Source organism: Microbacterium sp. MMO-35 (assembly GCF_037147555.1).
Classification (GTDB): domain Bacteria; phylum Actinomycetota; class Actinomycetes; order Actinomycetales; family Microbacteriaceae; genus Microbacterium.
In genome coordinates this window covers 33,276-57,609 of record NZ_JBBCVH010000008.1, presented here as the reverse complement: position 1 = coordinate 57,609, position 24,334 = coordinate 33,276, and the positions used below count along the sequence as shown (strand labels likewise).

Annotated in this window: 25 protein-coding genes; 11 read left to right on the top strand and 14 right to left on the bottom strand. The window is 70.3% G+C overall.

The window, feature by feature from the left end; all coding sequences use genetic code 11:
* Positions 1 to 60: 60 nt before the first annotated feature.
* From WFJ01_RS15360 to sdhC, 4 genes are all read right to left on the bottom strand, one after another.
* Complete coding sequence (locus WFJ01_RS15360) at positions 61 to 834, bottom strand: succinate dehydrogenase iron-sulfur subunit (RefSeq protein ID WP_251438472.1); 774 nt, start codon at positions 832 to 834, stop codon at positions 61 to 63.
* Positions 834 to 2,660, bottom strand: a complete 1,827-nt coding sequence (gene sdhA, locus WFJ01_RS15355; protein ID WP_336629541.1) for a succinate dehydrogenase flavoprotein subunit — start codon at positions 2,658 to 2,660, stop codon at positions 834 to 836. The genes WFJ01_RS15360 and sdhA overlap by 1 nt, the downstream gene beginning before the upstream one ends.
* A 156-nt stretch (positions 2,661 to 2,816) precedes the next feature.
* Positions 2,817 to 3,272 carry a succinate dehydrogenase hydrophobic membrane anchor subunit gene (locus tag WFJ01_RS15350; protein WP_251438470.1) on the bottom strand — a complete coding sequence of 152 codons (456 nt, stop codon included), beginning with the start codon at positions 3,270 to 3,272 and terminating at the stop codon, positions 2,817 to 2,819.
* Positions 3,272 to 3,706 carry a succinate dehydrogenase, cytochrome b556 subunit gene (sdhC, locus tag WFJ01_RS15345; protein ID WP_251438469.1) on the bottom strand — a complete coding sequence of 145 codons (435 nt, stop codon included), beginning with the start codon at positions 3,704 to 3,706 and terminating at the stop codon, positions 3,272 to 3,274. Before sdhC ends, WFJ01_RS15350 begins: the two co-directional genes overlap by 1 nt.
* A 233-nt stretch (positions 3,707 to 3,939) precedes the next feature.
* Here sdhC and WFJ01_RS15340 point away from each other — a divergent pair, with 233 nt between their 5' ends.
* The 11 genes from WFJ01_RS15340 (at position 3,940) to WFJ01_RS15290 (ending at position 14,741) form a co-directional block, all read left to right on the top strand.
* Complete coding sequence (locus tag WFJ01_RS15340; RefSeq protein WP_292881599.1) at positions 3,940 to 5,055, top strand: mannose-1-phosphate guanylyltransferase; 1,116 nt, start codon at positions 3,940 to 3,942, stop codon at positions 5,053 to 5,055.
* A gap of 210 nt (positions 5,056 to 5,265) precedes the next feature.
* Positions 5,266 to 6,384 (top strand): BMP family lipoprotein, encoded by a 1,119-nt coding sequence (locus WFJ01_RS15335; RefSeq protein ID WP_251438467.1) that lies wholly within the window; start codon positions 5,266 to 5,268, stop codon positions 6,382 to 6,384.
* A gap of 114 nt (positions 6,385 to 6,498) precedes the next feature.
* Entirely contained in the window at positions 6,499 to 8,013 is a 1,515-nt protein-coding gene (locus WFJ01_RS15330) for an ABC transporter ATP-binding protein (protein WP_251438466.1), read from the top strand.
* Positions 8,010 to 9,317, top strand: coding sequence for an ABC transporter permease (locus tag WFJ01_RS15325; RefSeq protein ID WP_442928061.1), 1,308 nt, complete (start codon positions 8,010 to 8,012; stop codon positions 9,315 to 9,317). The genes WFJ01_RS15330 and WFJ01_RS15325 overlap by 4 nt, the downstream gene beginning before the upstream one ends.
* Positions 9,314 to 10,600, top strand: a complete 1,287-nt coding sequence (locus WFJ01_RS15320; RefSeq protein ID WP_292881595.1) for an ABC transporter permease — start codon at positions 9,314 to 9,316, stop codon at positions 10,598 to 10,600. The genes WFJ01_RS15325 and WFJ01_RS15320 overlap by 4 nt, the downstream gene beginning before the upstream one ends.
* 10 nt (positions 10,601 to 10,610) lie before the next feature.
* Positions 10,611 to 11,006 carry a cytidine deaminase gene (locus tag WFJ01_RS15315; RefSeq protein WP_251438464.1) on the top strand — a complete coding sequence of 132 codons (396 nt, stop codon included), beginning with the start codon at positions 10,611 to 10,613 and terminating at the stop codon, positions 11,004 to 11,006.
* Positions 11,003 to 12,295: a thymidine phosphorylase gene (locus tag WFJ01_RS15310; RefSeq protein ID WP_251438463.1), complete on the top strand. Its 1,293-nt coding sequence runs from the start codon at positions 11,003 to 11,005 to the stop codon at positions 12,293 to 12,295. The genes WFJ01_RS15315 and WFJ01_RS15310 overlap by 4 nt, the downstream gene beginning before the upstream one ends.
* A gap of 98 nt (positions 12,296 to 12,393) precedes the next feature.
* Positions 12,394 to 13,509 carry an adenosine deaminase gene (locus WFJ01_RS15305; RefSeq protein ID WP_292881589.1) on the top strand — a complete coding sequence of 372 codons (1,116 nt, stop codon included), beginning with the start codon at positions 12,394 to 12,396 and terminating at the stop codon, positions 13,507 to 13,509.
* 38 nt (positions 13,510 to 13,547) lie between these two features.
* Complete coding sequence (locus WFJ01_RS15300; RefSeq protein ID WP_336629540.1) at positions 13,548 to 13,937, top strand: DMT family transporter; 390 nt, start codon at positions 13,548 to 13,550, stop codon at positions 13,935 to 13,937.
* The gene (locus WFJ01_RS15295) at positions 13,934 to 14,254 is read left to right on the top strand and encodes a DMT family transporter (protein WP_336629539.1); all 321 of its coding nucleotides are present in this window, start codon (positions 13,934 to 13,936) and stop codon (positions 14,252 to 14,254) included. Before WFJ01_RS15300 ends, WFJ01_RS15295 begins: the two co-directional genes overlap by 4 nt.
* Before the next feature lie 49 nt (positions 14,255 to 14,303).
* Positions 14,304 to 14,741: a VOC family protein gene (locus WFJ01_RS15290; RefSeq protein ID WP_336629538.1), complete on the top strand. Its 438-nt coding sequence runs from the start codon at positions 14,304 to 14,306 to the stop codon at positions 14,739 to 14,741.
* A 15-nt stretch (positions 14,742 to 14,756) separates the two neighbouring features.
* On the opposite strand, the gene WFJ01_RS15285 is transcribed toward WFJ01_RS15290, so the two are convergent.
* The 10 genes from WFJ01_RS15285 to WFJ01_RS15240 form a co-directional block, all read right to left on the bottom strand.
* On the bottom strand, positions 14,757 to 15,710 hold the full coding sequence (locus WFJ01_RS15285; protein ID WP_292881579.1) for an SDR family oxidoreductase: 954 nt from the start codon (positions 15,708 to 15,710) through the stop codon (positions 14,757 to 14,759).
* Positions 15,707 to 16,660 (bottom strand): bile acid:sodium symporter family protein, encoded by a 954-nt coding sequence (locus tag WFJ01_RS15280; RefSeq protein WP_251438457.1) that lies wholly within the window; start codon positions 16,658 to 16,660, stop codon positions 15,707 to 15,709. The genes WFJ01_RS15285 and WFJ01_RS15280 overlap by 4 nt, the downstream gene beginning before the upstream one ends.
* Complete coding sequence (locus WFJ01_RS15275) at positions 16,657 to 17,982, bottom strand: flavin-containing monooxygenase (protein WP_336629537.1); 1,326 nt, start codon at positions 17,980 to 17,982, stop codon at positions 16,657 to 16,659. Before WFJ01_RS15275 ends, WFJ01_RS15280 begins: the two co-directional genes overlap by 4 nt.
* A gap of 97 nt (positions 17,983 to 18,079) precedes the next feature.
* Positions 18,080 to 18,667: a GNAT family N-acetyltransferase gene (locus WFJ01_RS15270; RefSeq protein WP_292881571.1), complete on the bottom strand. Its 588-nt coding sequence runs from the start codon at positions 18,665 to 18,667 to the stop codon at positions 18,080 to 18,082.
* A gap of 50 nt (positions 18,668 to 18,717) precedes the next feature.
* Complete coding sequence (locus WFJ01_RS15265; RefSeq protein ID WP_336629536.1) at positions 18,718 to 19,869, bottom strand: mannitol-1-phosphate 5-dehydrogenase; 1,152 nt, start codon at positions 19,867 to 19,869, stop codon at positions 18,718 to 18,720.
* Positions 19,869 to 20,300: a PTS sugar transporter subunit IIA gene (locus WFJ01_RS15260; protein ID WP_251438453.1), complete on the bottom strand. Its 432-nt coding sequence runs from the start codon at positions 20,298 to 20,300 to the stop codon at positions 19,869 to 19,871. The genes WFJ01_RS15265 and WFJ01_RS15260 overlap by 1 nt, the downstream gene beginning before the upstream one ends.
* A 24-nt stretch (positions 20,301 to 20,324) precedes the next feature.
* Entirely contained in the window at positions 20,325 to 21,935 is a 1,611-nt protein-coding gene (locus WFJ01_RS15255) for a PTS mannitol transporter subunit IICB (RefSeq protein WP_336629535.1), read from the bottom strand.
* A 77-nt stretch (positions 21,936 to 22,012) separates the two neighbouring features.
* Positions 22,013 to 23,665, bottom strand: a complete 1,653-nt coding sequence (gene ptsP / locus WFJ01_RS15250; RefSeq protein WP_336629534.1) for a phosphoenolpyruvate--protein phosphotransferase — start codon at positions 23,663 to 23,665, stop codon at positions 22,013 to 22,015.
* Complete coding sequence (locus WFJ01_RS15245; RefSeq protein ID WP_251438450.1) at positions 23,665 to 23,946, bottom strand: HPr family phosphocarrier protein; 282 nt, start codon at positions 23,944 to 23,946, stop codon at positions 23,665 to 23,667. Before WFJ01_RS15245 ends, ptsP begins: the two co-directional genes overlap by 1 nt.
* Entirely contained in the window at positions 23,943 to 24,254 is a 312-nt protein-coding gene (locus tag WFJ01_RS15240; RefSeq protein ID WP_292881558.1) for a PTS sugar transporter subunit IIB, read from the bottom strand. Before WFJ01_RS15240 ends, WFJ01_RS15245 begins: the two co-directional genes overlap by 4 nt.
* Between the last annotated feature and the right edge of the window lie 80 nt (positions 24,255 to 24,334).

Below are 24,334 nucleotides of genomic sequence, written 5' to 3'. Positions count from 1 at the left end.
CGCCGACACGACGACGGCCGCCTCGCGGATGCGGGGCGGCCGTCGTCGACGAGGAGCGGATCAGGGGCGACCCCGCAGGATCGCCTGCTTGACCTCGGCGATCGCCTTCGTGACCTCGATGCCGCGGGGGCACGCCTCGGTGCAGTTGAAGGTCGTGCGGCAGCGCCACACGCCCTCCTTGTCGTTGAGGATGTCCAGGCGCACGTCGGCGCCGTCGTCGCGCGAGTCGAAGATGAAGCGGTGCGCGTTCACGATCGCGGCGGGGCCGAAGTACTGGCCGTCGGTCCAGAACACGGGGCAGGACGAGGTGCACGCGGCGCACAGGATGCACTTGGTGGTGTCGTCGAAGACCGCGCGGTCGGCGATCGACTGCACGCGCTCCTTGCCCTTCTCCGGCTCGCTCTTGGCGAGCAGGAACGGCTTGACCTCGCGGTAGGCCGCGAAGAACGGATCCATGTCGACGACGAGGTCCTTCTCCAGCGGCAGGCCCTTGATCGCCTCGACGTAGATCGGCTTGGAGATGTCCAGGTCCTTGATCAGCGTCTTGCAGGCGAGGCGGTTGCGACCGTTGATGCGCATCGCGTCGGATCCGCAGATCCCGTGCGCGCAGGAGCGCCGGAAGGTGAGGGATCCGTCGACCTCCCACTTGATCTTGTGCAGGGCGTCGAGCACGCGGTCCGTGGAGTAGAGCTCCACGTCGTAGTCGACCCAGTGCGGCTCGCTGTCGACCTCGGGGTCGAAGCGGCGGATGTTGAACGTGACCAGGAACGACTGCACGCCGGTGTCCTCGACGACGGACTCGGCGACGACTTCCTCCACGACCTGAGCGGACATCAGTACTTCCTCTCCATCGGCGGGTAGTTCAACTCGCCCTGCTCGTTCTTGGTGAACACGACGGGCTTCCAGTCCAGCTTGATGTGGTCGCCGGCATCGGACGAGTGCGGGTCGCCCACGAGGTACGCCATCGTGTGCTTCATGTACTTCTCGTCGTCGCGCTTCGGGAAGTCGTCGCGCATGTGGCCGCCGCGGCTCTCCTCGCGGTTCTGCGCGGCGTAGACGACGACCTCGGCGATGTCGAGCAGGAAGCCCAGCTCGACGGCCTCGAGCAGGTCGGTGTTGAACCGGCTGCCCTTGTCGTCGACGTGCACGTTCTTGTAGCGCTCGCGCAGCTCCTCGATGACGCCGAGCACGTGCTGGAGGGAGTCGTGCGTGCGGAACACCTGCGCGCCCCTGTCCATCTCCTCCTGCAGCTTCTTGCGGAGGACGGCGATGCGCTCGGTGCCGGTGTTGTTGCGCAGGCCCTCGAGCATCTCCTTGACCGCGGTCTCCGGCGCCTCGGGGAGGGGCAGGAACTCGGCGGTCTTGACGTACTCGACCGCGTTGCGGCCCGAGCGCTTGCCGAACACGTTGATGTCCAGCAGCGAGTTGGTGCCGAGGCGGTTGGCGCCGTGCACCGAGACGCACGCGCACTCGCCCGCCGCGTACAGGCCGGGAACGATCGTGTCGTTGTCGGCGAGCACCTCGCCGCTGTTGTTGGTGGGGATGCCGCCCATCGCGTAGTGCGCGGTCGGCATCACGGGGACCGGCTCGACGACCGGGTCGACGCCCAGGTAGGTGCGCGCGAACTCGGTGATGTCGGGCAGCTTGGTCTCCAGCACCTCGGCGCCGAGGTGCGTGCAGTCCAGCAGCACGTAGTCCTTGTGCGGGCCGGCGCCGCGGCCCTCCGCGACCTCCTGCACCATGCATCGCGCGACGATGTCGCGGGGCGCGAGGTCCTTGATGGTGGGGGCGTAGCGCTCCATGAACCGCTCGCCCGAGGCGTTGCGCAGGATCGCTCCCTCGCCGCGGGCGCCTTCGGTGAGGAGGATGCCGAGGCCGGCGAGGCCGGTCGGGTGGAACTGGAAGAACTCGAGGTCCTCCAGGGGCAGGCCCTTGCGCCACACGATGCCGACGCCGTCGCCCGTGAGGGTGTGCGCGTTCGAGGTGGTCTTGAAGACCTTGCCGAAGCCGCCGGTCGCGAAGATCACGGCCTTGGCGTGGAACACGTGCAGCTCGCCGGTGGCCAGCTCGTAGGCCACCACGCCGGCGATCCCGGTCTTGCCCTCGTCGTTCTTCACGGTGATGAGGTCGAGCACGTAGAACTCGTTGAAGAAGTTGATGCCGAGCTTCACGCAGTTCTGGAACAGCGTCTGCAGGATCATGTGCCCGGTGCGGTCGGCGGCGTAGCAGGCGCGGCGGACCGGGGTCTTGCCGTGCTCGGCCGTGTGGCCGCCGAAACGGCGCTGGTCGATCTTGCCCTCGGGCGTGCGGTTGAACGGCAGGCCCATGTTCTCGAGGTCGATGACCGCGTCGATGGCCTCCTTGGCCAGGATCTCCGCGGCGTCCTGGTCGACGAGGTAGTCACCGCCCTTGACGGTGTCGAAGGTGTGCCACTCCCAGCTGTCCTCCTCGACGTTCGCGAGCGCCGCGGCCATGCCGCCCTGCGCCGCGCCGGTGTGGGAGCGCGTCGGGTAGAGCTTGGAGATCACGGCGGTCTTCGCGCCGGGACCCGCCTCGATGGCCGCGCGCATGCCGGCGCCGCCGGCGCCGACGATCACGATGTCGAACTGGTGGTGGTGCACGCCGTTCTTGACGACGGAATCCTGGGTCTCGGTAGTCACTGGAATCTGCCCTAACTCTCTCTATGATCTCGCCGCTGTCGCCGGAGGCCGATCGCCGCTCGTCCCGGAGGTGTGATCCCGGGGCCGATGGAGCCCGATCTCACCGCCGGTGCCGGAGGGTGGTCGTCTCTGCCACTGATCGTCCGGATCCGCCGGCTACTTGCCCAGCGCCTTGCAGGTGTCCCACATGGCGCCGCTCTCGAACACGCCGTTGCACGGGTCGAAGGTGAACACCACGAGGGTGCCGAGGAGGATCAGCAGCGCGGTGGCGAGTCCCAGCACGACGAGCAGCGTCTTGCGGACGCCGGCGTGGCCGACGTAGTCGTTGACGACCGTGCGCATGCCGTTCGCACCGTGGATGAGGGCCAGCCACAGCATCAGCACGTCCCACCACTGCCAGAACGGGGTGGCGTACTTGCCGGAGACGAAGGCGAAGTCGAGGGCGTGGATGCCCTCGCCCAGCATGAGGTTCACGAAGAGGTGGCCGAAGATCAGCACGACGAGCACGACGCCCGACACGCGCATGTAGATCCAGCCCCACTTCTCCAGGTTCACGCCCTTGTTGCGGCGCGGCTCGGCGAGGTGCTGCGTGGTGAAGACGTCGGTGGCCATCAGTGCCCGCCTCCCACGTTCGAGAACACGTTGATCAGGTGGCGCGGCGCGAAGCCGAGCATGAGCACGGCCCACACCCCGATCACGCACCAGAACATCTGCCGCTGGTAGCGCGCGCCCTTCGACCACACGTCGACGAGGATGATCCGCAGTCCGTTCATCGCGTGGAACACGATCGCCGCGACGAGGACCGTCTCGCCGAGGCCCATGATCGGGTTCTTGTACGTGCCGAGGACGGCGTTGTACGCCTCCGGCGAGACCCGGATGAGCGACGTGTCGAGCACGTGCACCAGGAGGAAGAAGAAGATGGCGATACCGGTGATGCGATGCAGAACCCACGACCACATGCCTTCGCGACCCCGGTAGAGGGTGCCGCGCGGTGTCTTGGACGTGGTTTCCGCAGTCGAAGGTGTCAAGCGCGTGCTCGCGGACACAGTCGTCCTCCCTGATCTAAGCGGCGGATCGAGGCGCGCAGGCGTCCGATCCCCCTCATCCTATTCCTGTCAGCTCGCTGGGAGCGACGAAGGGCACCCTTAGCACGATGCGCATCGGCGATCGAGACCATGCGGATTCGCGATCGGCGGGACGCGTCCGCCACGGCCCGGCCCGCGGCGTCCGCCCGGCGCCGCTCGAGATGCGCCGGGGGCGGCACCGATAGCCTGAACGCATGCGCGAGCCGATCCCCGACTTCTACGCCGTCATCCCCGCCGGAGGCATCGGGAGCCGACTGTGGCCGCTGTCCCGCGCCGATGCGCCCAAGTTCCTGCACGATCTCACCGGATCCGGGCAGTCGCTGCTGCGCGACACCTGGGACCGGATCGAGCCGCTGACCGGGCCGGACCGGATCGCCGTGGTCACGGGGCGGGCGCATCGCGCCGCGGTCGAGGGGCAGCTTCCCGGGATACACGACGGGAACGTGTTCCTGGAGTCGGAGCCGCGCGAGTCGGCGGCCGCGATCGGGCTCGCCGCGGCGATCCTGCACCGGCGCGATCCGGACGTGATCATCGGCTCCTTCAGCGCCGACCACGTCATCCGCAGTACCCGCAAGTTCGAGTTCGCCGTGCGCGACGCCGTCGAGGTGGCCCGGCAGGGATACATCGTCACGATCGGGATCACGCCGACCGAGCCGGCCGTCGGGTTCGGGTACATCAAGCAGGGTGAGGAGCTCGAGGTGGACGGGGTGCGCGAGGCCTCCCTGGTCGAGCGCTTCGTGGAGAAGCCGGATCTCGCCACCGCGAAGACCTATTACGACGACCGCAGCTACCTCTGGAATGCGGGCATGTTCATCAGCCGGGCCGACGTGCTCCTGGCCGAGCTCGAGCGGCACCAGCCCGAGCTGCACGCGGGTCTGCTCGAGCTGGCCGAGGCCTGGGACGACCGGGAGCGCCGCGGTCCGGTCGTGGACCGGGTGTGGCCCGTGCTGCCGAAGATCGCGATCGACTACGCCGTCGCGGAGCCGGCGGCCGAGAGCGGGCGCCTCGCCGTGGTGCCGGGCCATTTCGACTGGGACGACGTGGGCGACTTCGCGTCGCTGACGAAGCTCATCCTGAACGGCCGCAAGAACGATCTCGCCGTGCTGGGCCCGTCTGCGCGCGTGCTCTCGGACGCCGCGAGCGGGATCCTGGTCAGCCAGACCTCGCGGGTGATCAGCCTGGTCGGCGTGCAGGACATCGTGGTCGTCGACACCCCGGACGCGCTCCTCGTGACGACGACCGAGCACGCGCAGCGGGTGAAGGGCGTCGTGGAGTCGCTCAAGCTCAACGGCCGCGACGACGTCCTCTGACGCCCCGTCGTCGCCCGCAGATGCGCACGGAGGTGCACGAAAGCGGGAAACGCCCGATGGCACTGCTCATATGAGCATGGACGAGCGCATGTGATCTCATGTTTGTAACCATTGACTCCAGCGACACGGACGAGGATGCCCGATCTTCGTCATAGTCGGTAACTTTCAAGTGACCCGCGATGGCCGCGGGCTCGTTTTCTGGAGGCCCGAGTGACCATCTCCCTCACCAAGAAGCTGATCGGCGCGACCGTCGCGGCCGGTGTCATCGTCGCCCTGGCAGGTTGCGGTTCCGCTCCTGCCCCTGCGAGCACGAGCGGCGGGGCGAAGCCCGCGGACGCGAACTTCAAGCCCTGCCTCGTCTCCGACAGCGGCGGCTTCAACGACAAGTCCTTCAACGAGTCCGCCAAGAACGGCATCGAGAAGGCGGGCAAGGACCTCGGCGTCAAGCCGATCACGGTCGAGTCCAAGTCCGACAACGACTACGAGAACAACATCTCGTCGCTCATCAGCGGCAAGTGCACGCTGATCATCGGCGTCGGCTTCAAGCTCGACGCCGCGATCGCGAAGGCCGCGATCGCCAACCCGAAGCTCAACTTCGGCATCATCGACTCGATGGCGGACCCGGACAACACCGGCAAGCCGGCCTCGACCAACATCAAGCCCCTGCTCTTCGACACGGCTCAGGCCGCGTACCTCGGCGGCTACGCCGCGGCCGCATGGTCGGCGCAGTCCGGCGCGAACAAGGTCGGCACCTTCGGCGGCATGAAGATCCCGCCGGTGACGATCTTCATGGACGGCTACGTCGACGGCGTCAAGAAGTACAACGAGGACAAGGGCGCGAACGTCGCGGTCGTCGGCTGGGACAAGGACAAGCAGGACGGATCCTTCACCGGAGCCTTCCAGGCGAACGACGTCGCCAAGCAGACCGCGAACTCGGTTCTCGACCAGGGCGTCGACCCGATCCTCCCCGTCGGCGGTCCGATCTACCTCTCCGCGAGCGCGGCGATCAAGGACAGCGGCAAGAAGACGGTCATGCTCGGCGTCGACTCCGACCTCGCCGTGGCCGACCCGTCGGTCGCCGACCAGATCCTCGTCTCGATCATGAAGCGCATCGACGACGCCGTGTACACGACGGTGACCGAGACGGCCAAGGGCTCGTTCGACGCGACCCCGTACGTCGGCACGCTGGAGAACAACGGCGTGGGTCTGTCGTCCTTCCACGACTTCGAGAGCAAGCTCCCGAAGGGCCTGACGGACGAGCTGAAGGCGCTGCAGGAGAAGATCGTCAAGGGCGAGATCAAGGTCGACTCGCCCAGCTCCCCGAAGTAATCCCTTCGACGCGGGACGTCCCGGTCCGTCCGCCGAGCCCAGGGCTCAGCGGGCGGGCAGGGCGTCCCGCGCTCTTCTTCTTGAGTCACCCCTTCCCGGATAGGGTCAACAGTTATGAAGCTCGAGCTCCGCGGCATCACCAAACGCTTCGGATCCCTGGTCGCCAACGACCACATCGATGTGGTCGTCGAACCCGGCGAGATCCACGCCCTGCTGGGCGAGAACGGGGCCGGCAAGTCGACCCTGATGAACGTGCTCTACGGCCTCTACCAGGCCGATGAGGGCGAGATCCTGCTCGACGGGGTGCCGCAGCACTTCCGCGGCCCCGGCGACGCGATGGCAGCCGGCATCGGCATGGTGCACCAGCACTTCATGCTGATCCCGGTGTTCACGGTCGCCGAGAACGTGATGCTCGGCCACGAGCAGTCCAAGGCGCTCGGCGTGCTCGACATCGCCGCCGCGCGCGAGCACGTCCGCGAGGTCGCCTCGCGGTTCGGGTTCGAGGTCGACCCCGACGCGATCGTCGGCGACCTCCCCGTCGGCGTCCAGCAGCGCGTGGAGATCATCAAGGCGCTGAGCCGCGACGCGAAGGTCCTCGTGTTCGACGAGCCCACCGCGGTGCTCACCCCGCAGGAGACCGACGAGCTCATGGAGATCATGAAGCAGCTGCGCGACGAGGGCACGGCGATCGTGTTCATCACGCACAAGCTGCGGGAGGTGCGGGCGATCGCCGACAAGATCACGGTGATCCGTCTCGGCAAGGTCGTCGGCGAGGCCGACCCCAAGTCCTCCAACACCGAGCTCGCCTCGATGATGGTCGGCCGCGCGGTCGAGCTCACGGTGCACAAGGGCCCGCCCACCATCGGCGAGGGCGGCCTGCGCGTGAAGGATCTGCGCGTCATCGCGCCGGACGGCGTCGTCGTGGTGGACGACATCAGCTTCGAGGTGCGTCCCGGAGAGGTGCTCGCGATCGCGGGCGTGCAGGGCAACGGGCAGACCGAGCTGGCCGAGGCGATCATGGGGCTCGGGGCGCGCAGCACCGGCTCCATCTCGCTGAACGGCGTCGAGCTGATCGGGCGCAACGTGCACCAGGTGCTCGACGCGGGCGTCGGCTTCGTGCCGGAGGACCGCAACGAGGACGGCCTGGTCGGCGCCTTCTCGGTCGCCGAGAACCTCATCCTCGACCGCTCGGACGACCCGGCGTTCAGCCGGTTCGGCACCATCCTGCGGGGCGTGCTCGACACGTTCGCGAAGGAGCGCATCGCCGAGTTCGACATCCGCACGCAGGGCCCGGGCCAGGCCGCGGGATCCCTCTCCGGCGGAAACCAGCAGAAGGTGGTGATCGCGCGCGAGCTCAACCGCGACCTCAAGCTGCTGCTCGCGTCGCAGCCCACCCGCGGCGTGGACGTCGGATCCATCGAGTTCATCCACAAGCGCATCGTCGCGACGCGCGACTCCGGGATCCCGGTGATCGTGGTGTCGACCGAGCTGGACGAGGTCACCGCCCTCGCCGACCGCATCGCGGTCATGTACCGCGGCCGCATCGTCGGGATCGTCCCGGGGAACACCCCCCGCGACGTGCTCGGCCTGATGATGGCCGGCGAGAACCCGACGGAGGCAGCCGCATGAGCACCGCGACCGAACCTCAGGCTCCGGCCCCGGAGCCGCCGATGACCCGCAACATCCAGGAGATCCCGGTCTCGAACCGGGTGCTGCGGGAGATCCTGCGCGGAAGCGCGGTCACCACCGTGCTCGCGATCGTGCTGGCCCTCGTCGTGGGCGGCGTGCTGATCGCCGCCACCAGCCCCGATGTGCAGGCCGCGGCGGGATACTTCTTCGCGCGCCCCGGCGACACCCTGGGTGCGGCGTGGACGGTCGTTTCCGGCGCCTACACGGCGCTGTTCAACGGATCCGTCATCGACTTCAGCGCCCCCGACTTCTGGTCCGCGGTGAAGCCCCTGGGCAACACGATCGGGTTCGCCGGCCCCCTCATCGCGGCCGGTCTCGGCATCGCCGTCGCCTTCCGCGTGGGACTGTTCAACATCGGCGCGCGCGGCCAGATGCTCATCGCCTGCGCGGCGGCGGCGCTGGTCACGTTCCAGCTGAACCTGCCCCCGATCATCCAGATCCCGCTCACCCTCATCGTCGGCATCGCCGCGGGTGCGCTCTGGGGCGGTCTGGTCGGACTGCTCAAGGCGCGGACCGGCGCCCACGAGGTCATCCTCACGATCATGCTCAACTACGTCGCGTTCTACCTCGTGACGTGGATGGTGCAGGTGCCGCAGCTGCTGCAGCGCCCCGGCCAGATCCAGCCGATCTCGCGGCCGACGCCGCCGAACGCCGTCCTTCCCAAGCTCCCGAGTCTCGACCTGATCGACTGGAGCTTCCCGATCGTGATCGTCGCGACGCTGTTCGTCTGGTGGCTCGTCGAGCGCTCCAGCCTCGGGTTCCGGATGCGCGCCGTGGGGGAGAACCCCAGCGCGGCACGGGCTGCGGGGATCAGCGTGCCGCGGGTCTACATCTACGCGATGCTGTTCGCCGGAGGTCTCGCGGGTCTGGCCGGAATGTTCCAGATCCAGAGCACGATCACGAGCGGGTTCGACGGCGGCATCGACGCCGGCATCGGGTTCACGGCCATCACGGTGGCGCTCCTCGGTCGCAGCCGCGCCTGGGGCACGTTCTGGGCGGGACTCCTGTTCGGCGCCCTCAAGGCCGGGTCGTTCCCGATGCAGGCCCTCCAGTCGATCCCGGTCGACATCGTGCTCGTGGTGCAGTCGCTCATCGTGCTGTTCATCGCGGCGCCCCCGCTGATCCGCACCATCTTCTTCCTGCCCAAGGACGACTCCGAGCGCTCGCAGCGCTCCAAGGCGCGCATCGCGCGCCGGGCGGCCAAGAACACCGATTCCTCCGACACGAAGGCGGCGGCAGCATGAGCACCTCCCTCACCTCCGCCCCGGCGATCGAGGCGCCGACCGTCGTCAAGGTCCGCTCGCTGAAGGTGCCGATCACCCTGCTGGCGATCGTCGTCCTCCTCGGCCTGCTCTTCCTGCTCGCGCCGCGTTACGGGACCACGACGTTCCGCCTCTCCGAGGCGAGCGCCGCGATCCATCTGGGCGACATCGGGATCCCCGCGGGTCCCGTGCTCTGGATCACCTGGGCCCTCGCCGCGGCCCTGGGCGTTCTGGCGCTGCTCGTCGCCCTGCAGTACCGCAGGATCCCGCTGTGGCTGCCGATCGTGTACGCGGTGCTCGCGATGACCGCGTTCCTCACCTGGGCCGGCGCCGGAGCCGCCGGGGCGATCACGCTGACGGGCCTGCTCGGCGGATCGATCTCGCTCGCGGTCCCTCTCGTGTTCGGCGCCCTCGCCGGCGTCATCGGGGAGCGCGCCGGCGTCGTCAACGTCGCGATCGAGGGCCAGTTCCTGCTCGGCGCGTTCACCGCGACGATCCTCGGATCCCTCACGCACAACCCGTTCGTGGGCCTGATCGGCGCGATGTTCGGAGGCATCCTCATCTCGCTCGTGCTCGGCGCCTTCGCGATCAAGTACCTGGTCGACCAGGTCATCGTCGGCGTCGTGCTGAACGTGTTCGCCTCGGGCCTGACCGGCTTCCTGTACCAGGGCGTGCTCGCCCCGAACGCCCAGGCCCTGAACAGCCCCACCCGGTTCACGCTCATCAAGATCCCGATCCTCGGGGACATTCCGGTGATCGGCCCGGCGCTGTTCAACCAGACCTTCCTCGTCTACCTGATGTACGTGGTGGTCGCGCTCGTCGCCTGGGCGATGTACCGCACCCGCTGGGGACTCCGCGTTCGCGCCGTCGGCGAGCACCCGCACGCCGCCGACACGGTCGGCATCAAGGTCAACCCGACGCGGTTCTGGAACCTGCAGCTCGCGGGCGCGATCGCCGGCATCGGCGGCGCCTACTTCACGCTCGTCTCGGTGCCGCAGTTCACCAAGGACATGACGGCGGGCCTCGGCTTCATCGCGCTGGCCGCGGTGATCTTCGGGCGCTGGGACCCGGTGCGCGCGGCGCTCGCCGCCCTGCTGTTCGGCTTCGCGACGAACCTGCAGAACCTGCTCGTCGTGCTGCGCACGCCGATCCCCGGCGAGTTCATGCTGATGCTGCCGTACGTCGTGACGATCCTCGCGGTCGTGGGCTTCGTCGGACAGATCAAGGCGCCGGCGGCCGACGGCAAGCCCTACATCAAGTCCTAGGAGGGCTGGAGTGGACATCGACTGGGATGAGCTGCGTCGCGTCGCCGACGAGGCTCAGCAGAAGGCGTATGCGCCGTACTCGCACTACCGTGTCGGCGCCGCCGCGCTCGTCGACGACGGCCGGATCGTTTCCGGCTGCAACGTCGAGAACGCGTCCTACGGCGTGACGCTGTGCGCCGAGTGCGCGATGGTGGGCGACCTCTTCATGTCCGGCGGCGGGCGCCTGGTCGCCTTCCTCTGCGTGAACGGCGAGGGGGAGACGATCATGCCGTGCGGCCGCTGCCGGCAGCTGCTCTTCGAGCACTCCGCGCCCGGCATGCTGCTGGAGACCGTGTCCGGGATCAGGACGATCGACGAAGTGCTGCCCGACGCGTTCGGGCCGAGGGATCTGGAGAACGTGCGATGAGTGTGGAACCGTTCGACGCGGTGGATGTGATCCGCGCCAAGCGCGACGGCGGGGTCGTCCCCGAGCCGGCGCTGCGCTGGATGGTCGACGCCTACACCCGCGGCTACGTCACGGATCCGCAGATGGCCTCCTTCGCGATGGCGATCTTCCAGCGCGGCATGGAGCGCGACGAGATCCGCGTGCTCACCGACGCGATGATCGCGTCGGGGGAGCGGATGAGCTTCGCGGCCCTCGGCAAGAGGACCGTCGACAAGCACTCCACCGGCGGGGTCGGCGACAAGATCACCCTGCCGCTGGCTCCGCTCGTCGCGAGCTTCGGCGTCGCGGTTCCTCAGCTGAGCGGCCGCGGTCTCGGCCACACCGGCGGCACCCTCGACAAGCTCGAGTCGATCCCCGGCTGGCGCGCCGCGCTGAGCAACGAGGAGATGTTCGCGCAGCTGCAGGGCGACGTGGGCGCGGTGATCTGCGCGGCCGGCTCCGGCCTCGCCCCCGCCGACAAGAAGCTCTACGCGCTGCGCGACGTCACCGGCACGGTCGAGGCGATCCCGCTGATCGCGTCGAGCATCATGTCGAAGAAGATCGCCGAGGGCACCGACGCGCTCGTGCTGGACGTGAAGTTCGGATCCGGTGCCTTCATGCAGGACATCGACCGCGCCCGCGAGCTCGCCCGCACCATGGTCGCGCTCGGCACCGACTCCGGCGTGTCCACGACCGCCCTGCTCACCGACATGAACGTGCCCCTGGGGCTCGCGATCGGGAACGCGAACGAGGTGCGCGAGTCGGTCGAGGTGCTCGCCGGCGGCGGCCCCGCCGACGTGCGCGAGCTCACGCTGGCCCTCGCCCGCGAGATGCTGGCGCTCAGCGGCCAGCCGGATGCGGACGTGGAGAAGGCGCTCGACGACGGCCGCGCGATGGACTCGTGGAAGGCGATGATCCGCGCGCAGGACGGCGACCCGGATGCGGCGCTCCCCGTCGCCCGCGAGACGCACACCGTCACGGCGGCCTCCGACGGCTTCATCACGCGCATGGACGCGCTGCCCTTCGGCATCGGCGCCTGGCGCCTGGGAGCGGGCCGCGCCCGCGCCGAGGACGCGGTGGTGTTCGCCGCGGGCATCGACCTGCACGTGAAGCCCGGCGACGCCGTGCGCGCGGGGGATCCCGTGTTCACGCTGTCCGCCGACGACGCGGCGCGCTTCGACCGGGCGCTGGAGGCCGTGGACGGGGCATGGGAGATCGGCGCGACGCGGATCGAGCGCGCGCCCCTCGTGCGCGAGCGCATCACCGCCTAGGCTGAATCCGGGCGCGGCGTCCGCGCGGCGCCCGTGTCCGGTTCCTCTCGGAACATCTCTGACGATTCCATCGATCGACCGCTGAGGAAGGATCTGTCATGCCCATCGACGCGAACGGCGACCTGGAGGTCGAGGGCCTGTCCCTCCGGAGCCTCCCCAAGGTCTCGCTGCACGATCACCTCGACGGCGGGGTGCGTCCGGCCACGATCATCGAGCTCGCCGATGCGGCGGGCATCGAGCTGCCGCACACCGACCCGACCGGGCTCGCGATGTGGTTCCGCACCCAGGCGTCGGCCGGATCCCTGGTCGACTATCTGAAGACCTTCGACGTCTCCCTCTCGGTCATGCAGAGCGCGGAGAACCTGCGGCGCATCGCGCGCGAGTTCGTCGAGGACCTGGTGCACGACGGCGTCGTGTACGGCGAGGTGCGCTGGGCGCCCGAGCTGCACCTCACGGGCGGGCTGAGCCTGCAGCAGGCGGTCGAGGCCGTGCAGGACGGCATCGACGAGGCGGAGGACGCCGCGGAGGGCCGGGGCAAGAGCATCCGGGTCGGGCAGCTGCTCTCGGCGATGCGCCAGACCGACCGCGTCCGCGAGATCGCCGAGCTCGCCGTCGCCCATCGCGACCGCGGAGTGGTCGGCTTCGACACCGCCGGTCCCGAGGCGGGCTTCCCGTCGTCGCGCTACCGGGAGACCTTCGACTACCTCGCCCGTCAGATGTTCCCCGCCACCGTGCACGCGGGCGAGGCGGCGGGGCCGGACTCGATCCGCTCCGCCCTCGTCGACGGCCGCGCCCTCCGGCTCGGCCACGGGGTGCGCATCGCGGAGGACCTGGAGATCGTGAACCGCGACGGCGAGGAGGTGCAGGTGCGCTTCGGCGATCTCGCCCGCTGGGTGCGCGACCGGGAGATCCCGCTCGAGCTGTCGCCGTCGTCGAACCTGCAGACCGGAGCGATCGCCGCCTGGGGCACCGAGTTCGCCGACCATCCGTTCGACCTGCTCTACCAGCTCGGCTTCGCGGTGACCGTGAACGTGGACAACCGCACGATGAGCGCCACCTCGCTGACGCGCGAGATGGCGCTGCTCGTGGACGCGTTCGGCTACGACCTCGAGGATCTGGAGTCCTTCCAGTTCAACGCCGCGGCCGGCGCGTTCCTGCCGGTCGAGGAGCGGGAGGAACTCGTCGAGCTGATCGCCGAGGGCTTCGATGACTGACGCCCCCGCAGTCGGGACGAGGCACGGGGACGGCGTGGATGCCGGCTGACACCGGCGCGGCGGCGGCGCGCCGGCGCGGCGCGTGGCCGCCCCTGCTGCTGGCCATCGTGCTGGAGGTCAGCGCGACGCTGAGCCTGCGCGCGGTGTCGACGGGCGGATCCTGGTGGTGGCTCTGCGTGGTCGTGATCGGCTACGGCGGCTCGTTCTGGCTGCTCGGGATCGTGCTCACCCGCGGGATGCCGGTGGGCGTCACGTACGGGATCTGGTCGGCCATCGGGGTTGCGCTCACCGCGCTCGCGGCGGCGGCGCTGTTCGCGGAGGCGCTGAGCCCGCTCTCGCTCCTGGGGCTCGGCGTGATCATCGCCGGGGTGCTGCTCGCCGAGCTCGGGACGCGGCACGTCCGGGGCGAGCGGGGGAGTGCCGGATGACCTGGCTGCTGCTGATCGGCGCGATCGCGTCGGAGGTGACGGCCACGCTGAGCCTGCGCGCCTCGGAGGGCTTCCGGCGCCGCCGGCACATCCCCGCGATCATCCTCGGGTACCTGGCCTCCTACGTGCTGCTGGGAGCCGTGCTGGCGCTCGGGATGCCGGTCGGCATCGCCTACGCGGTCTGGGCCGCTCTCGGCGTCGCCGCCACCGCGGTCCTCGGGCGCGTGCTGTTCCACGACCGCATCTCGCTCATGACCGCGATCGGGCTCGCCGTCATCGTCGGCGGCGTGATCCTGGTGCAGGCCGGGACGCACTGACGCCGTCGCGCCGCTGGGCGCCCGGGGACGGGCGGCGTAGAGTGCGAACATGGCCATCCGCATGGAAAACGTGGGCATCGCCGTCCGCGACCTCGACGCGACCATCTCCTTCTTCACAGACCTCGGGCTCACGGTCCTCGGCCGGGACACGGTCTCGGGCGAATGGGCGGACACCGCGGTCGGGCTCGACGGCAATCACGCCCGCATCGCGATGCTGCAGACCCCCGACGGACAGGGGCGGCTGGAGCTCTTCGAGTACATCCATCCCGACGCGATCGAGACCGCGCCGACGCTCCCGCACGAGATCGGCATGCACCGGGTCGCCTTCGCCGTCGACGACATCGACGACGCGCTCGCGATCGCCGCTCGTCACGACTGCTTCCCGCTGCGCGGCGTCGCGAACTACGAGGACGTCTACAAGCTCTCGTACGTGCGCGGGCCGAGCGGCATCATCGTCATGTTCGCCCAGGACCTGCGCGCCAGCTGAGCCGATCCTGTCCGCTCAACCCGAGCCGACGACGTCCGGATGGGTCCGGAGGTACTCCTCGAACGCCTGCGCCGAGGTGAGCCGCGGGACATAGCCGAACCGCTCCTTGAGCCGGTCGTTGCGCAGCACGGGCCGGTAGCGCAGGAAGCGGACCTTCTCGGGGCCGTGCTCCGTGAGCCGCAGCGCGCTGCCGACCGCGAGGGCGATCGTCAGCAGCGGCGCCGGGATCGTCAGCAGCGGCTTGTGCAGCCGTCGCGCGATCTCCGGCACGGTCAGGGCGCCGTCTCCGGCGACGTTGTAGATCCCCGCGGGGCCCTCGCCGAGCGCCGCACGCACCATCGCGGCCGCCACGTCGTCGACCCAGACGAACACGAAGGGGGAGTCGGATCCGGCGATGTGCAGGATCCGCTTGCCGTCCCAGAGCGCGGTGATCTGGTTGTGCACGGTCGGGCCGAGGATCGTGCCGATCCGGAAGACGACCTGCTCGAGGGCGGGGTGGGTGCTGCGCGCCGCCGCGAGCATCTCCTCGACCATCCTCTTGTGGCGGGAGTAAGGGAACTCGTCGTTGCCCCGCAACGGATCCGTCTCGACGATCCACTCCGGGTTGTCCGGGTGGTACCCGTAAGCGGCGCCCGAACTCGAGACCACCAGGCGTCGCACCCCGGCCTCGACGCACGCGGCCAGCACGTGGGAGGAGCCCTGCACATCGACGCGGAACTCGCCCTGCACGTCGCGGCCGGGATTGACGATCGCCGCCAGGTGCACGACGGTGTCGATGCGGTGCCGTCGGAGCACGTCGGGCAGGCCGAGCGGATCCGTGACGTCCACGGGCACCGACACCACGCCGGGAACGTCCGATTCGCGCAGATCGCCGCAGAGGACGACATCGACGTCGGGGTGATCCGACAGCAGAGCGGTGACCCTGCTGCCGAGGAAGCCCGCACCGCCCGTGACCAGCACCCGCTTCATCGGGCCTGGCCCGATCGCGCGTGGCGGGAGGCGTCGGACGTGCGCGAACCGGTGCGGCGCGAGGTGTGCATGCCCCAGAGCGTAGCGACACAGAGCCCGGCGACGATGTCCCACACGCCCCACCAGCCCGCGACGACGGCCATGCCGCCGAGGCCGCCGAAGAACGTGAAGACCAGGCCGAGGCCGAGGCCGGCGTTGCGGATGCCGACCTCGAAGGTCATCGCCTTGCGCTCGCGGGTGCCGAGCCCGCCGACGACGGCGGTGCCGTACCCGATCGCGAGGGCGACCGCGTCGTGGATCGCCACGACGAGCAGGACCGATCCGATGACGCTGACGAACACCGCCCAGTTGCCGGCGAGTGCGCCCACGATGAAGCCGACGAGGGCGAGCAGGCTGAACCAGCGCACGAACGGCTGCACGCGGGCGGCGAGACGCGGCAGCCGGGCGCGCAGCAGCAGGCCGACGGCGAACGGCAGGCCGATGATGAGCAGGATCTCCCAGAGCATCTGCCACGGGTTGAGCGCGACGGCGTGCAGCAGCCGGTGCGCGGTGGGATGCACCGAGCCCCAGAAGGCGATGCTCAGCGGCATCACGACGATGTAGAGGAGGTTGCCCACCGCCGTCATCGACACCGAGAGCGCGGTGTTGCCCCCGGCACGGTGCGTGAGCACCTGCGAGATGTTGCCGGGCGGGCAGCAGGCCACGAGGATCATGCCGAGGGCCATCGACGGCGTCACCGGCAGGATCAGGGTCAGCCCGAACGTGACCGCGGGCAGCACGAGCACCTGCGCGAGGATCGCGACGACGAAGGGCTTGGGGTGCGTCAGGACGACGCGGAAGTCCTTCGGCGCGGTGTCCAGGGCGATCCCGAGCATGATGAGGCCCAGCACGGCGTTGAGGATCGTGAGCATCCCCGGCGCGAAGTGCACGACGACGTCGTCGACGTTCATGAGGCTCCGCTCACGGGCGCCGCGATGCCCTCCTTCTCGAGCCGCACCGCACGCCGGTATGCGTCCTTGTTGACGTAGTACGACATGCGGGCGAGACCGAGGTAGCGGTACCCGCCGGTGAGGTCCGGCCAGGACTGCCGGGAGACGCGCTCGCGGAACCGTCTCGCGCGCGCGGGCTCCACCTCCTGCGCCGCGAGATACGCCGCGATCAGCTCGGCCTGCTCGTAGCGGCCCTGCCAGCCGATGCCGCTCGCCTCGATCATCCCCATCATGTACAGGCCGTTGAAGGACGGCGGGAAGACGTTCAGGAAGAGTCGCGGCGACGAGCCGGTCCAGTTCAAGTGCTCGCGGTCGACGAAGGGGTAGTCGAGCGTGTAGCCGGTGGCGAGCAGGATCAGGTCGTAGTCGCCGCGGGATCCATCACGGAACCGCACGCCCGATCCGTCGAAGCGATCGACGTCCGCGCGGATGCGCAGGTCGCCCTGGCCGAGGTGGTTGAGCACGAGCGTGTTGACGATCGGGTGCGCCTCGTAGATGCGGTAGTCGGGCTTCGGGAAGCCGAAGCGCACCGGGTCGCCGGTGAACGCCCGCAGCACCCGGGAGTCGATCGCCTGCTTGATCCTGGCGGGCAGCGGGCGGCCCTGGTTCAGGGTGTCGCTGGGCCGGCCGAACAGGTAGCGCGGCACGAAGTAGTAGCCGCGCCGCACGCTCATCTCGATGCTCGTGGCGTGGTGGACGGCGTCGACGGCGATGTCGCAGCCCGAGTTGCCCGCGCCGATGATGAGCACCCGCCGGCCCGCGAGCTGCGCCGGATCCTTGTACGCGCTGGTGTGCAGGATCTCCCCGTCGAAATCGCCGGGGAACGTCGGCGCGTTCGGCTCCGCGAGCGTGCCGTTCGCGAGGATGACGCCGTCGTAGCGCTCCTCGACGGAGGTCTCGGTCCCGTCCGCGCTGCGTGCGGTCGCGCGCAGGATCCAGCCCTCGCCGTCGGGCTCCAGGCGATCCACGCGGGTGCCGAAGCGGAACCGCTCGCGCAGCCCGAAGGCGTCGGCGTAGTCGTCGAAGTAGCGCTTGAGCACGCGGTGCCCGGGATAGTCCACGTCGCTGTCCATCGGGAACTCGGCGAACTCGGTGGTGGTGCGGGACGAGATGAGGTGGGCGGACGCGTACATCGTGCTGCGCGGGTTCGTGATGTCCCAGAGCCCGCCGACGTCGTGCGAGGCCTCGTACCCGGTGGCCTCGACACCGGCCTTCTGCAGTGCGCGCATGACGGCGAGACCGGAGGGGCCCGCGCCGATCACGGCATATGACCTCGTCGTCATGCTCTCCTCATCAGATCGCGGTCGGGGCTCGCCGCGCGCGGTGCCCCGATCCTATCCGCAGGCACGGGCGGCGGCGAGGGCCGCGCAGGGGCGCACGTCAGCGGCGGCGGTCGAGGCGTGCGTCGAGGCCGTTGCGGACCGCGGGCCACTCGTGCGGGAGGATCGAGTACACGACGGTGTCGCGGTAGGCGCCGTCGGCGCCGATGCGATCGTTGCGCAGGATCCCGTCGAGCCGTGCGCCGAGCCGTTCGATCGCGGCACGGGACTGCCGGTTGTGGAAGTGCGTGCAGAACTGCACGCGGATCGCGTCGCACGTCTCGAAGGCGTGGGCGAGCAGGAGCCGCTTGGCGGACGGGTTCACCGCGGTCCCGTGCACCTCGGGCGACAGCCAGGTGTAGCCGATCTCGACGGTGCGGTTGGGCTGGTCGATGTCGCAGAACGTCGTCATCCCCACCGCGCGCCCCGTGTCGAGACGGACGACGGCGAAGGGGTTCATGGATCCCTCGGCATGCAGCCCCCGCCGCCGCGCGATCTCGGCGGGAACCCCCGCGGCCGCGGGCACCGACGTGTACCAGCGGTCTTCGAGGCCGGCGGTCGCCGCGGCGAGATCCTCGGCGTGCTCGGTCGCGAGCGGCTCCAGCCGCACGAAGTCGTTCTCGAGGGTGACGGGGGCGAGGAAGTCCATGAACCGAGCGTATCGGGACGCGTGGGGCGTCCCGATACGCTCGACGGGGCTCAGAGTGCGGCCTGGCGGGCCGTGACGGCCTCGCGCACGGCCGGGAACAGCGGGTGGTCCGGGTCGAGGCCGGTGACCTCGGAGACCAGCTCCGCCGCGGAGAGCGTGCGCAGCATCCCCTGCAACCGCACGGCCTCCTCATCGGCCGGATCCGCGAACGCCAGCGCGGCGCCCATCGCCCCCACCAGCGCGGCGGTGCCGAGTCCCCTCTCGGCGGCCTCCGCGGCGGGTTCTACGAAGCGCTCGTGGCGCGACAGCTTGCGCAGCGGCTGCCGTCCCACGCGCTGCACGGTGTCGGGCAGCGCGGGGTTGCGGAACCGGTCGAGGATCTTCGCGCGGTAGTCGGCGAGGTCCTGCGGATCCAGGCCGTGGCGCACGACCAGCACCGCAGAGGTCTCGGCGAGGGCGGCGCTCACCGCGGCCTCGATGGCCGGGTCGTCGAGCGACTCCGCGATCGTCGCGTGCCCCGCCGCGGCGCCGAGGTAGGCGGTGGCGGCGTGACCCGTGTTGACCGTGAACAGCTTGCGCTCGATGTACGGCGCCAGCGCATCGACGAAACGGGCGCCCGGGATCCGCGGGGGAGTGCCTCCGAACGGGGCGGCCTCGATCACCCACTCGCAGTACGGCTCCACGGTGACGTCGATGCCCGCGGAGGCCTGCGGCGCGGGGACGATGCGATCGACCGCGGTGTTGGCGAACACGGCCCTTGCGAGCAGCTGCGCGGCGCGGTCGCCCGCGGCGGCGGCGATCTCGTCCCGCAGCAGGTCGGTCGCGCCGATCGCGTTCTCGCACGCCATGATCGCGACGGGGGGCGCGTCCGGATCGCGGCGCTCGAGGCCCGCGACGATCACGGGAGCCACGAAACGGAGCACGGTCGGCCCGACCGCCGTGGTGACGACGGCGGCCGAGGCGACCGCGTCGGCCGCGGCCTCGGGGTCGCGGCGGCTGTCGACCGCCCGGAATCCCGTCACCACGTGGTCGCGGCCGCCGGGCCCCGCCTCGTGCACGGTGTACTCCGGCGCCGCGTTGATGGCGTCGACGAGGTCGGAGGCGACATCGGAGAACACCAGGTCGTAGCCGGCCTCGTGCAGCAGGAGGCCGACGAACCCGCGTCCGATGTTGCCCGCGCCGAAGTGCACCGCGATGGGCATCAGTCGTTCACCGCCGAGAGCAGCGCGTACAGCTCCTCCGCGGTGGCCGCGGCGGAGAGGCGGGCGACGTCGTCCTCCTCGGAGAACGTGATCGCGATCTGCGACAGGATCTCCAGGTGCTCGTCGCCCCTGCCGGCGATGCCGATCACGAACGTGACGGGGTCGCCCGCCCAGTCGACGCCGCCGTCGTAGCGGATCACGCACAGGGCGGAGGCGAGGATCTCGTCCTTCGCCTCGTTCGTGCCGTGCGGGATCGCCAGGCCGTTGCCCATGAAGGTGGACACGGTCTGCTCGCGCCGGCGCATCGCGTCGAGGTAGGCGGGGGTCACCGCGCCGGCCTCGACGAGGAGGCCCGCCGCCTCCTGCAGCGCCTCGTCCTGCGTGACGGAGCCGGCATGGATGCGGACGCGGTCCGGGGTCAGGATGCTCATCTCGGATTCCTCTCGTGGTTCGGCTCAGGCGTCGCCGTCGCTCTGACGGCGGACCATCTCGACGACCTCGTCGTACTGGGGGGCGTTCATGAAGTTGTCCACCGACACGTGGATCGCGTCGCCGTTGCGCGCCTTCGCGCGGTCGGTGAGCTGCTGCTGCGTGATGATCAGGTCCTCCGTGCCGTCGAGGTTCGCGATCGCGCGGTTGGTGACCTCGATCCCCTCGACGCCCGCCTTCTTGATCTTGTTCCGCAGCACGCTCGCCCCCATCGCGGAGGAGCCCATCCCGGCGTCGCACGCGAAGACGATGCGCGAGATGCGCCGGTCGGTGGCGACGGGCGCCGCGGCGGAGGCGGCGCCGGCAGTCGACGCGCGCAGCGCGTCCATCGCGGCGGAGGACTTGCCCTTGTTGGCCTCGGTCTGCGCGATCGCCGCGCCGAACGTGTCGGCCTCGGCGGCGAGGTCGCGCTTGCGCGAGGCGCGCAGGATCACACCGGCGATGAGGAACGTGACGGTCGCGGCGAGCAGCACGGACAGGTACACGATCAGCAGGTTGCCGATGCCTCCGGCCGCGGGGCTGAGGGCGGCGGCGGTGACGGCGATGATGCTGCCGGGCGCGGCCGGGAAGGCCAGGCCCCCGCCGAGGATCATGTTCGTCGTGACGCCGGTCGCGCCGCCCGCGATGAGAGCGAGGACCGTCATCGGCTTGCTCAGGGCGTAGGGGAAGTAGATCTCGTGGATGCCGCCGAAGAAGTGGATGATGATGGCTCCCGGCGCGAAGGCCTTCGCCTCGCCGATGCCGAAGAAGGTGAAGGCGAGCAGCAGGCCGAGACCGGGTCCGGGGTTCGCCTCGATGAGGAACAGGATCGACTTGCCGACGTTCGTCGCCTGCTCGATGCCGAGCGGGGTGAACACGCCGTGGTTGATCGCGTTGTTCAGGAAGAGCACCTTGGCCGGCTCGACGATGATCGAGACGATGGGGAGCAGGTGGATCGACACGAGCCAGGCGACCACGGTGCCGAGCACGGCGCTGATCCCGAGCATCACGGGGCCGAATCCGAAGAATCCGACGATCGCGAGCAGCATGCCCAGGATGCCGGCCGAGAAGTTGTTCACGAGCATCTCGAAGCCGGGCCTGATCTTCCCGTCCCAGATCCGGTCCATCCACTTGGTGAGCAGACCCGCGAGCGGGCCCATGATCATCGCGCCCAGGAACATCGGGATGTCGGTGCCCACGATGACGCCCATCGTCGCGATGCTCGCGACCACGCCGCCGCGCTCGCCGTACACCATGCGACCGCCGGTGTTGGCGATGAGCAGCGGGAGCAGGTACGTCACCATGGGCCCCACGAGGCCGACGTACTGCAGGAAGGTGGTGCCGTCCGGGGCCTTCGCGAGCGCGGTCATCGCGCCCTGCCAGCCGACCGCGTCGGCGTTGCCGAAGCCGCCGAGCAGGTCGGCGACCGGATGCCACTGGCCGAGCCAGCCCACCGCGATGAAGAGCATCGTGATGAAGCCCCAGGCGATGAAGGCGGCGATGTTGGGCATGATCATGCCCGAGAGGAAGGTTCCGAAGCGCTGGACCCCGACTCGGGCCCTGTTCACCCCGGAGGGGGTTGCTGACGTCGTCGTCATGGTGGTTCTCTCCTGATTTTCGGTGTGCGGTGCGGCCGCCGGGGCGGCTCTTTCGGGTGCGGAGCTGAGGGGCGGGACTATCCGGCGGCATCCAGGGCGGCCGCGCGCGCCGCCGCGGCGTCGTCCGCATCGAGCGCGGCGGCGGCGATGCGCCGGGCGTCGTCGAGGGTGTGCGCGGCGAGGGCGTGGCGCACATCCGCCAGCGCGGCGGGCGCCATCGAGAGCGAGTCGACGCCGAGCCCGGCGAGCACGACGGCCAGCAGCGGGTCGGCGGCGGCCTCTCCGCACACGCCCACGGGCTTGCCGAGCGCGCCGCCCGCCCGCGCCACCTCGGCGACCAGGCGCAGGACCGCCGGGTGCCAGGGATCCTGGAAGGACGCGACGGATCCGAGCAGGCGGTCCGCGGCCATCGTGTACTGGGTGAGGTCGTTCGTCCCGATCGACGCGAAGTCGGCGTGCGCGAGCAGGCGCTCGGCGAGGAGCGCCGACGCGGGGACCTCGACCATGATGCCGGCCGTACGCAGCCCGTGCTCCTGGGCGAGGGCGGTGAAGTACGCGGTCTCCTCGACCGTGGCGACCATGGGGGCCATGACCCACAGGTCCGCCTCCGTCTCCGCATCCGCCTCGGCGAGCGCGGTGAGCTGCTCGCGCAGGATGTCCTCGCTGGCCCGGAGCGCGCGCAGGCCGCGCAGCCCGAGCGCGGGGTTCTCCTCGTGCGCGTCGTTGAGGAACGGGAGGGGCTTGTCGGCGCCGGCGTCGAGCACGCGGACGACGACCTTCCTGCCGGCGAACGCGGAGAGCAGCTCCCGATACGCCTCGCGCTGCTGGGAGACGGTCGGCGCGTGCGTCGCGGACAGGAACAGGAACTCGGTGCGGAACAGGCCGACGCCCTCGGCGCCGCGGGCGACCGCGTCGGCGGCGTCGCCGGGCTTGCCGAGGTTCGCGAGCAGGGCGACCGGCGTACCGTCCGCCAGCGCGCCGGGGCTCGGCGGGGCGTCGTCGGCGGCGCGGCGTTCGGCGGCGCGCGCGGCGGCCCTCTCGAGCTCCTCCGCGGTCGGCTCCGTCGTCACCGTGCCGCTCGCGGCGTCGACGATCACGGTCTCCCCGTCGGTGAGGACCGTCGCATCCCCGGCTCCGACGAGCGCGATGATGCCCTTCTCCCGCGCCAGGATCGCGGTGTGCGAGGTCGGCCCGCCGTCGGTCGTGACGAGCGCGAGCACCTTGTCGAGGTCCAGCAGCGCGGTGTCCGCCGGCGCGAGGTCGCGCGCGACGAGCACGAACGGGTGGCCCGGGTCGGGGACGCCGGGGGCGGGGACGCCGCGGAGCCGCGCGAGCACGCGCTGCGCGATGTCGTCGAGGTCGGCGGCGCGCTCGCCGAGGTAGCCTCCGACCGCCTCGAGGGAGGCGCGGAAGCCGGCGAAGGCGTCGTGCACGGCCCACTCGGCGGTGGAACCCGCGGCGATCCGCTCCTCGACCTCGTCGGCGAGCGTCGGGTCCTCGGCGATCATGGCCTGCGCCTCGAGCACCTCCGCCGCGGCACCGTCCACGGCCCCGGCGCGCCGGGTGAGATCGGCGGCCACGTGCGAGATCGCCTCCTGCACGCGCACCCGTTCGGCAGCGGCGCCCGCCGTGCTCGGCGCCTGCTCCGGCGCGGGGAGCGCCTCCGCCATCCGCTGGACGGGCCCGGTCGCGACGCCCTGCCCGATCCCGACGCCTCTGAGCGCGGCCATCAGGCGGCGCCCTCGTCGTGGTCGGTCGAGAGCAGGTCGGAGAGCAGGTCGAGGGCCGCCTCGGCGGTGTCGCCCTCGGCGGTGAGGGTCGCGTAGTCGCCCTGCTCGAGACCGAGCGCGATGACGCCGAGGATGCTCGCGGCGTTCACGGCCTTGCCCGAGTCCTTCGCGATCGTCACGGGGATCCCGGTCTCCTTGGCGGCCTGCGCGAAGAGCTTCGCGGGGCGGGCGTGCAGCCCGTGCGAGGAGCCGATGCGGACGGTGCGGGTGAGCGCGGTCATGGCGTTCCTTTCGATGCGTTCTCGTCGAGGAGGGCGACGACGAGGGCGAGCGTGCGTGTGCCCTGGAGGTCGGCGAAGGCCTCCTCCGGGAGCACCGCGATGCGGGCGCGCGGTGCTCGCGCGCCGATCTCCTCGCGTCGTCCGGCGATGTGCGGGCCCACGAGGAGCACATCGGCGAAGGGGTCGATGCGGTCCACCGAAGCGGCCGCGACCTCCCAGTCGTGGCCGTCCGCCTGTGCTGCTCTGCGCAGCCGTCCGGCGACGAAGGTGCTGGAGGCACCGGCGCCGCAGATCACCTGGATCCTCATCGATTCATCCCTTCCCGGCCATTCTTCGGAGGGAGGGGGGACCGGGGCCACCAGGATCTCTTCCGCCCCGGCGGAACGAC

What these genes read in the sequence shown, in the direction of transcription:
- WFJ01_RS15360 (WP_251438472.1), bottom strand. Translation starts at nt 834, where the DNA reads ATGTCCGCTCAGGTCGTGGAGGAAGTCGTCGCCGAGTCCGTCGTCGAG.
- WFJ01_RS15350 (WP_251438470.1), bottom strand. Translation starts at nt 3,272, where the DNA reads ATGGCCACCGACGTCTTCACCACGCAGCACCTCGCCGAGCCGCGCCGC.
- WFJ01_RS15340 (WP_292881599.1), top strand. Translation starts at nt 3,940, where the DNA reads ATGCGCGAGCCGATCCCCGACTTCTACGCCGTCATCCCCGCCGGAGGC.
- WFJ01_RS15330 (WP_251438466.1), top strand. Translation starts at nt 6,499, where the DNA reads ATGAAGCTCGAGCTCCGCGGCATCACCAAACGCTTCGGATCCCTGGTC.
- WFJ01_RS15325 (WP_442928061.1), top strand. Translation starts at nt 8,010, where the DNA reads ATGAGCACCGCGACCGAACCTCAGGCTCCGGCCCCGGAGCCGCCGATG.
- WFJ01_RS15320 (WP_292881595.1), top strand. Translation starts at nt 9,314, where the DNA reads ATGAGCACCTCCCTCACCTCCGCCCCGGCGATCGAGGCGCCGACCGTC.
- WFJ01_RS15310 (WP_251438463.1), top strand. Translation starts at nt 11,003, where the DNA reads ATGAGTGTGGAACCGTTCGACGCGGTGGATGTGATCCGCGCCAAGCGC.
- WFJ01_RS15305 (WP_292881589.1), top strand. Translation starts at nt 12,394, where the DNA reads ATGCCCATCGACGCGAACGGCGACCTGGAGGTCGAGGGCCTGTCCCTC.
- WFJ01_RS15300 (WP_336629540.1), top strand. Translation starts at nt 13,548, where the DNA reads ATGCCGGCTGACACCGGCGCGGCGGCGGCGCGCCGGCGCGGCGCGTGG.
- WFJ01_RS15295 (WP_336629539.1), top strand. Translation starts at nt 13,934, where the DNA reads ATGACCTGGCTGCTGCTGATCGGCGCGATCGCGTCGGAGGTGACGGCC.
- WFJ01_RS15290 (WP_336629538.1), top strand. Translation starts at nt 14,304, where the DNA reads ATGGCCATCCGCATGGAAAACGTGGGCATCGCCGTCCGCGACCTCGAC.
- WFJ01_RS15285 (WP_292881579.1), bottom strand. Translation starts at nt 15,710, where the DNA reads ATGAAGCGGGTGCTGGTCACGGGCGGTGCGGGCTTCCTCGGCAGCAGG.
- WFJ01_RS15280 (WP_251438457.1), bottom strand. Translation starts at nt 16,660, where the DNA reads ATGAACGTCGACGACGTCGTCGTGCACTTCGCGCCGGGGATGCTCACG.
- WFJ01_RS15275 (WP_336629537.1), bottom strand. Translation starts at nt 17,982, where the DNA reads ATGACGACGAGGTCATATGCCGTGATCGGCGCGGGCCCCTCCGGTCTC.
- WFJ01_RS15270 (WP_292881571.1), bottom strand. Translation starts at nt 18,667, where the DNA reads ATGGACTTCCTCGCCCCCGTCACCCTCGAGAACGACTTCGTGCGGCTG.
- WFJ01_RS15265 (WP_336629536.1), bottom strand. Translation starts at nt 19,869, where the DNA reads ATGCCCATCGCGGTGCACTTCGGCGCGGGCAACATCGGACGCGGGTTC.
- WFJ01_RS15260 (WP_251438453.1), bottom strand. Translation starts at nt 20,300, where the DNA reads ATGAGCATCCTGACCCCGGACCGCGTCCGCATCCATGCCGGCTCCGTC.
- WFJ01_RS15255 (WP_336629535.1), bottom strand. Translation starts at nt 21,935, where the DNA reads ATGACGACGACGTCAGCAACCCCCTCCGGGGTGAACAGGGCCCGAGTC.
- ptsP (WP_336629534.1), bottom strand. Translation starts at nt 23,665, where the DNA reads ATGGCCGCGCTCAGAGGCGTCGGGATCGGGCAGGGCGTCGCGACCGGG.
- WFJ01_RS15245 (WP_251438450.1), bottom strand. Translation starts at nt 23,946, where the DNA reads ATGACCGCGCTCACCCGCACCGTCCGCATCGGCTCCTCGCACGGGCTG.
- WFJ01_RS15240 (WP_292881558.1), bottom strand. Translation starts at nt 24,254, where the DNA reads ATGAGGATCCAGGTGATCTGCGGCGCCGGTGCCTCCAGCACCTTCGTC.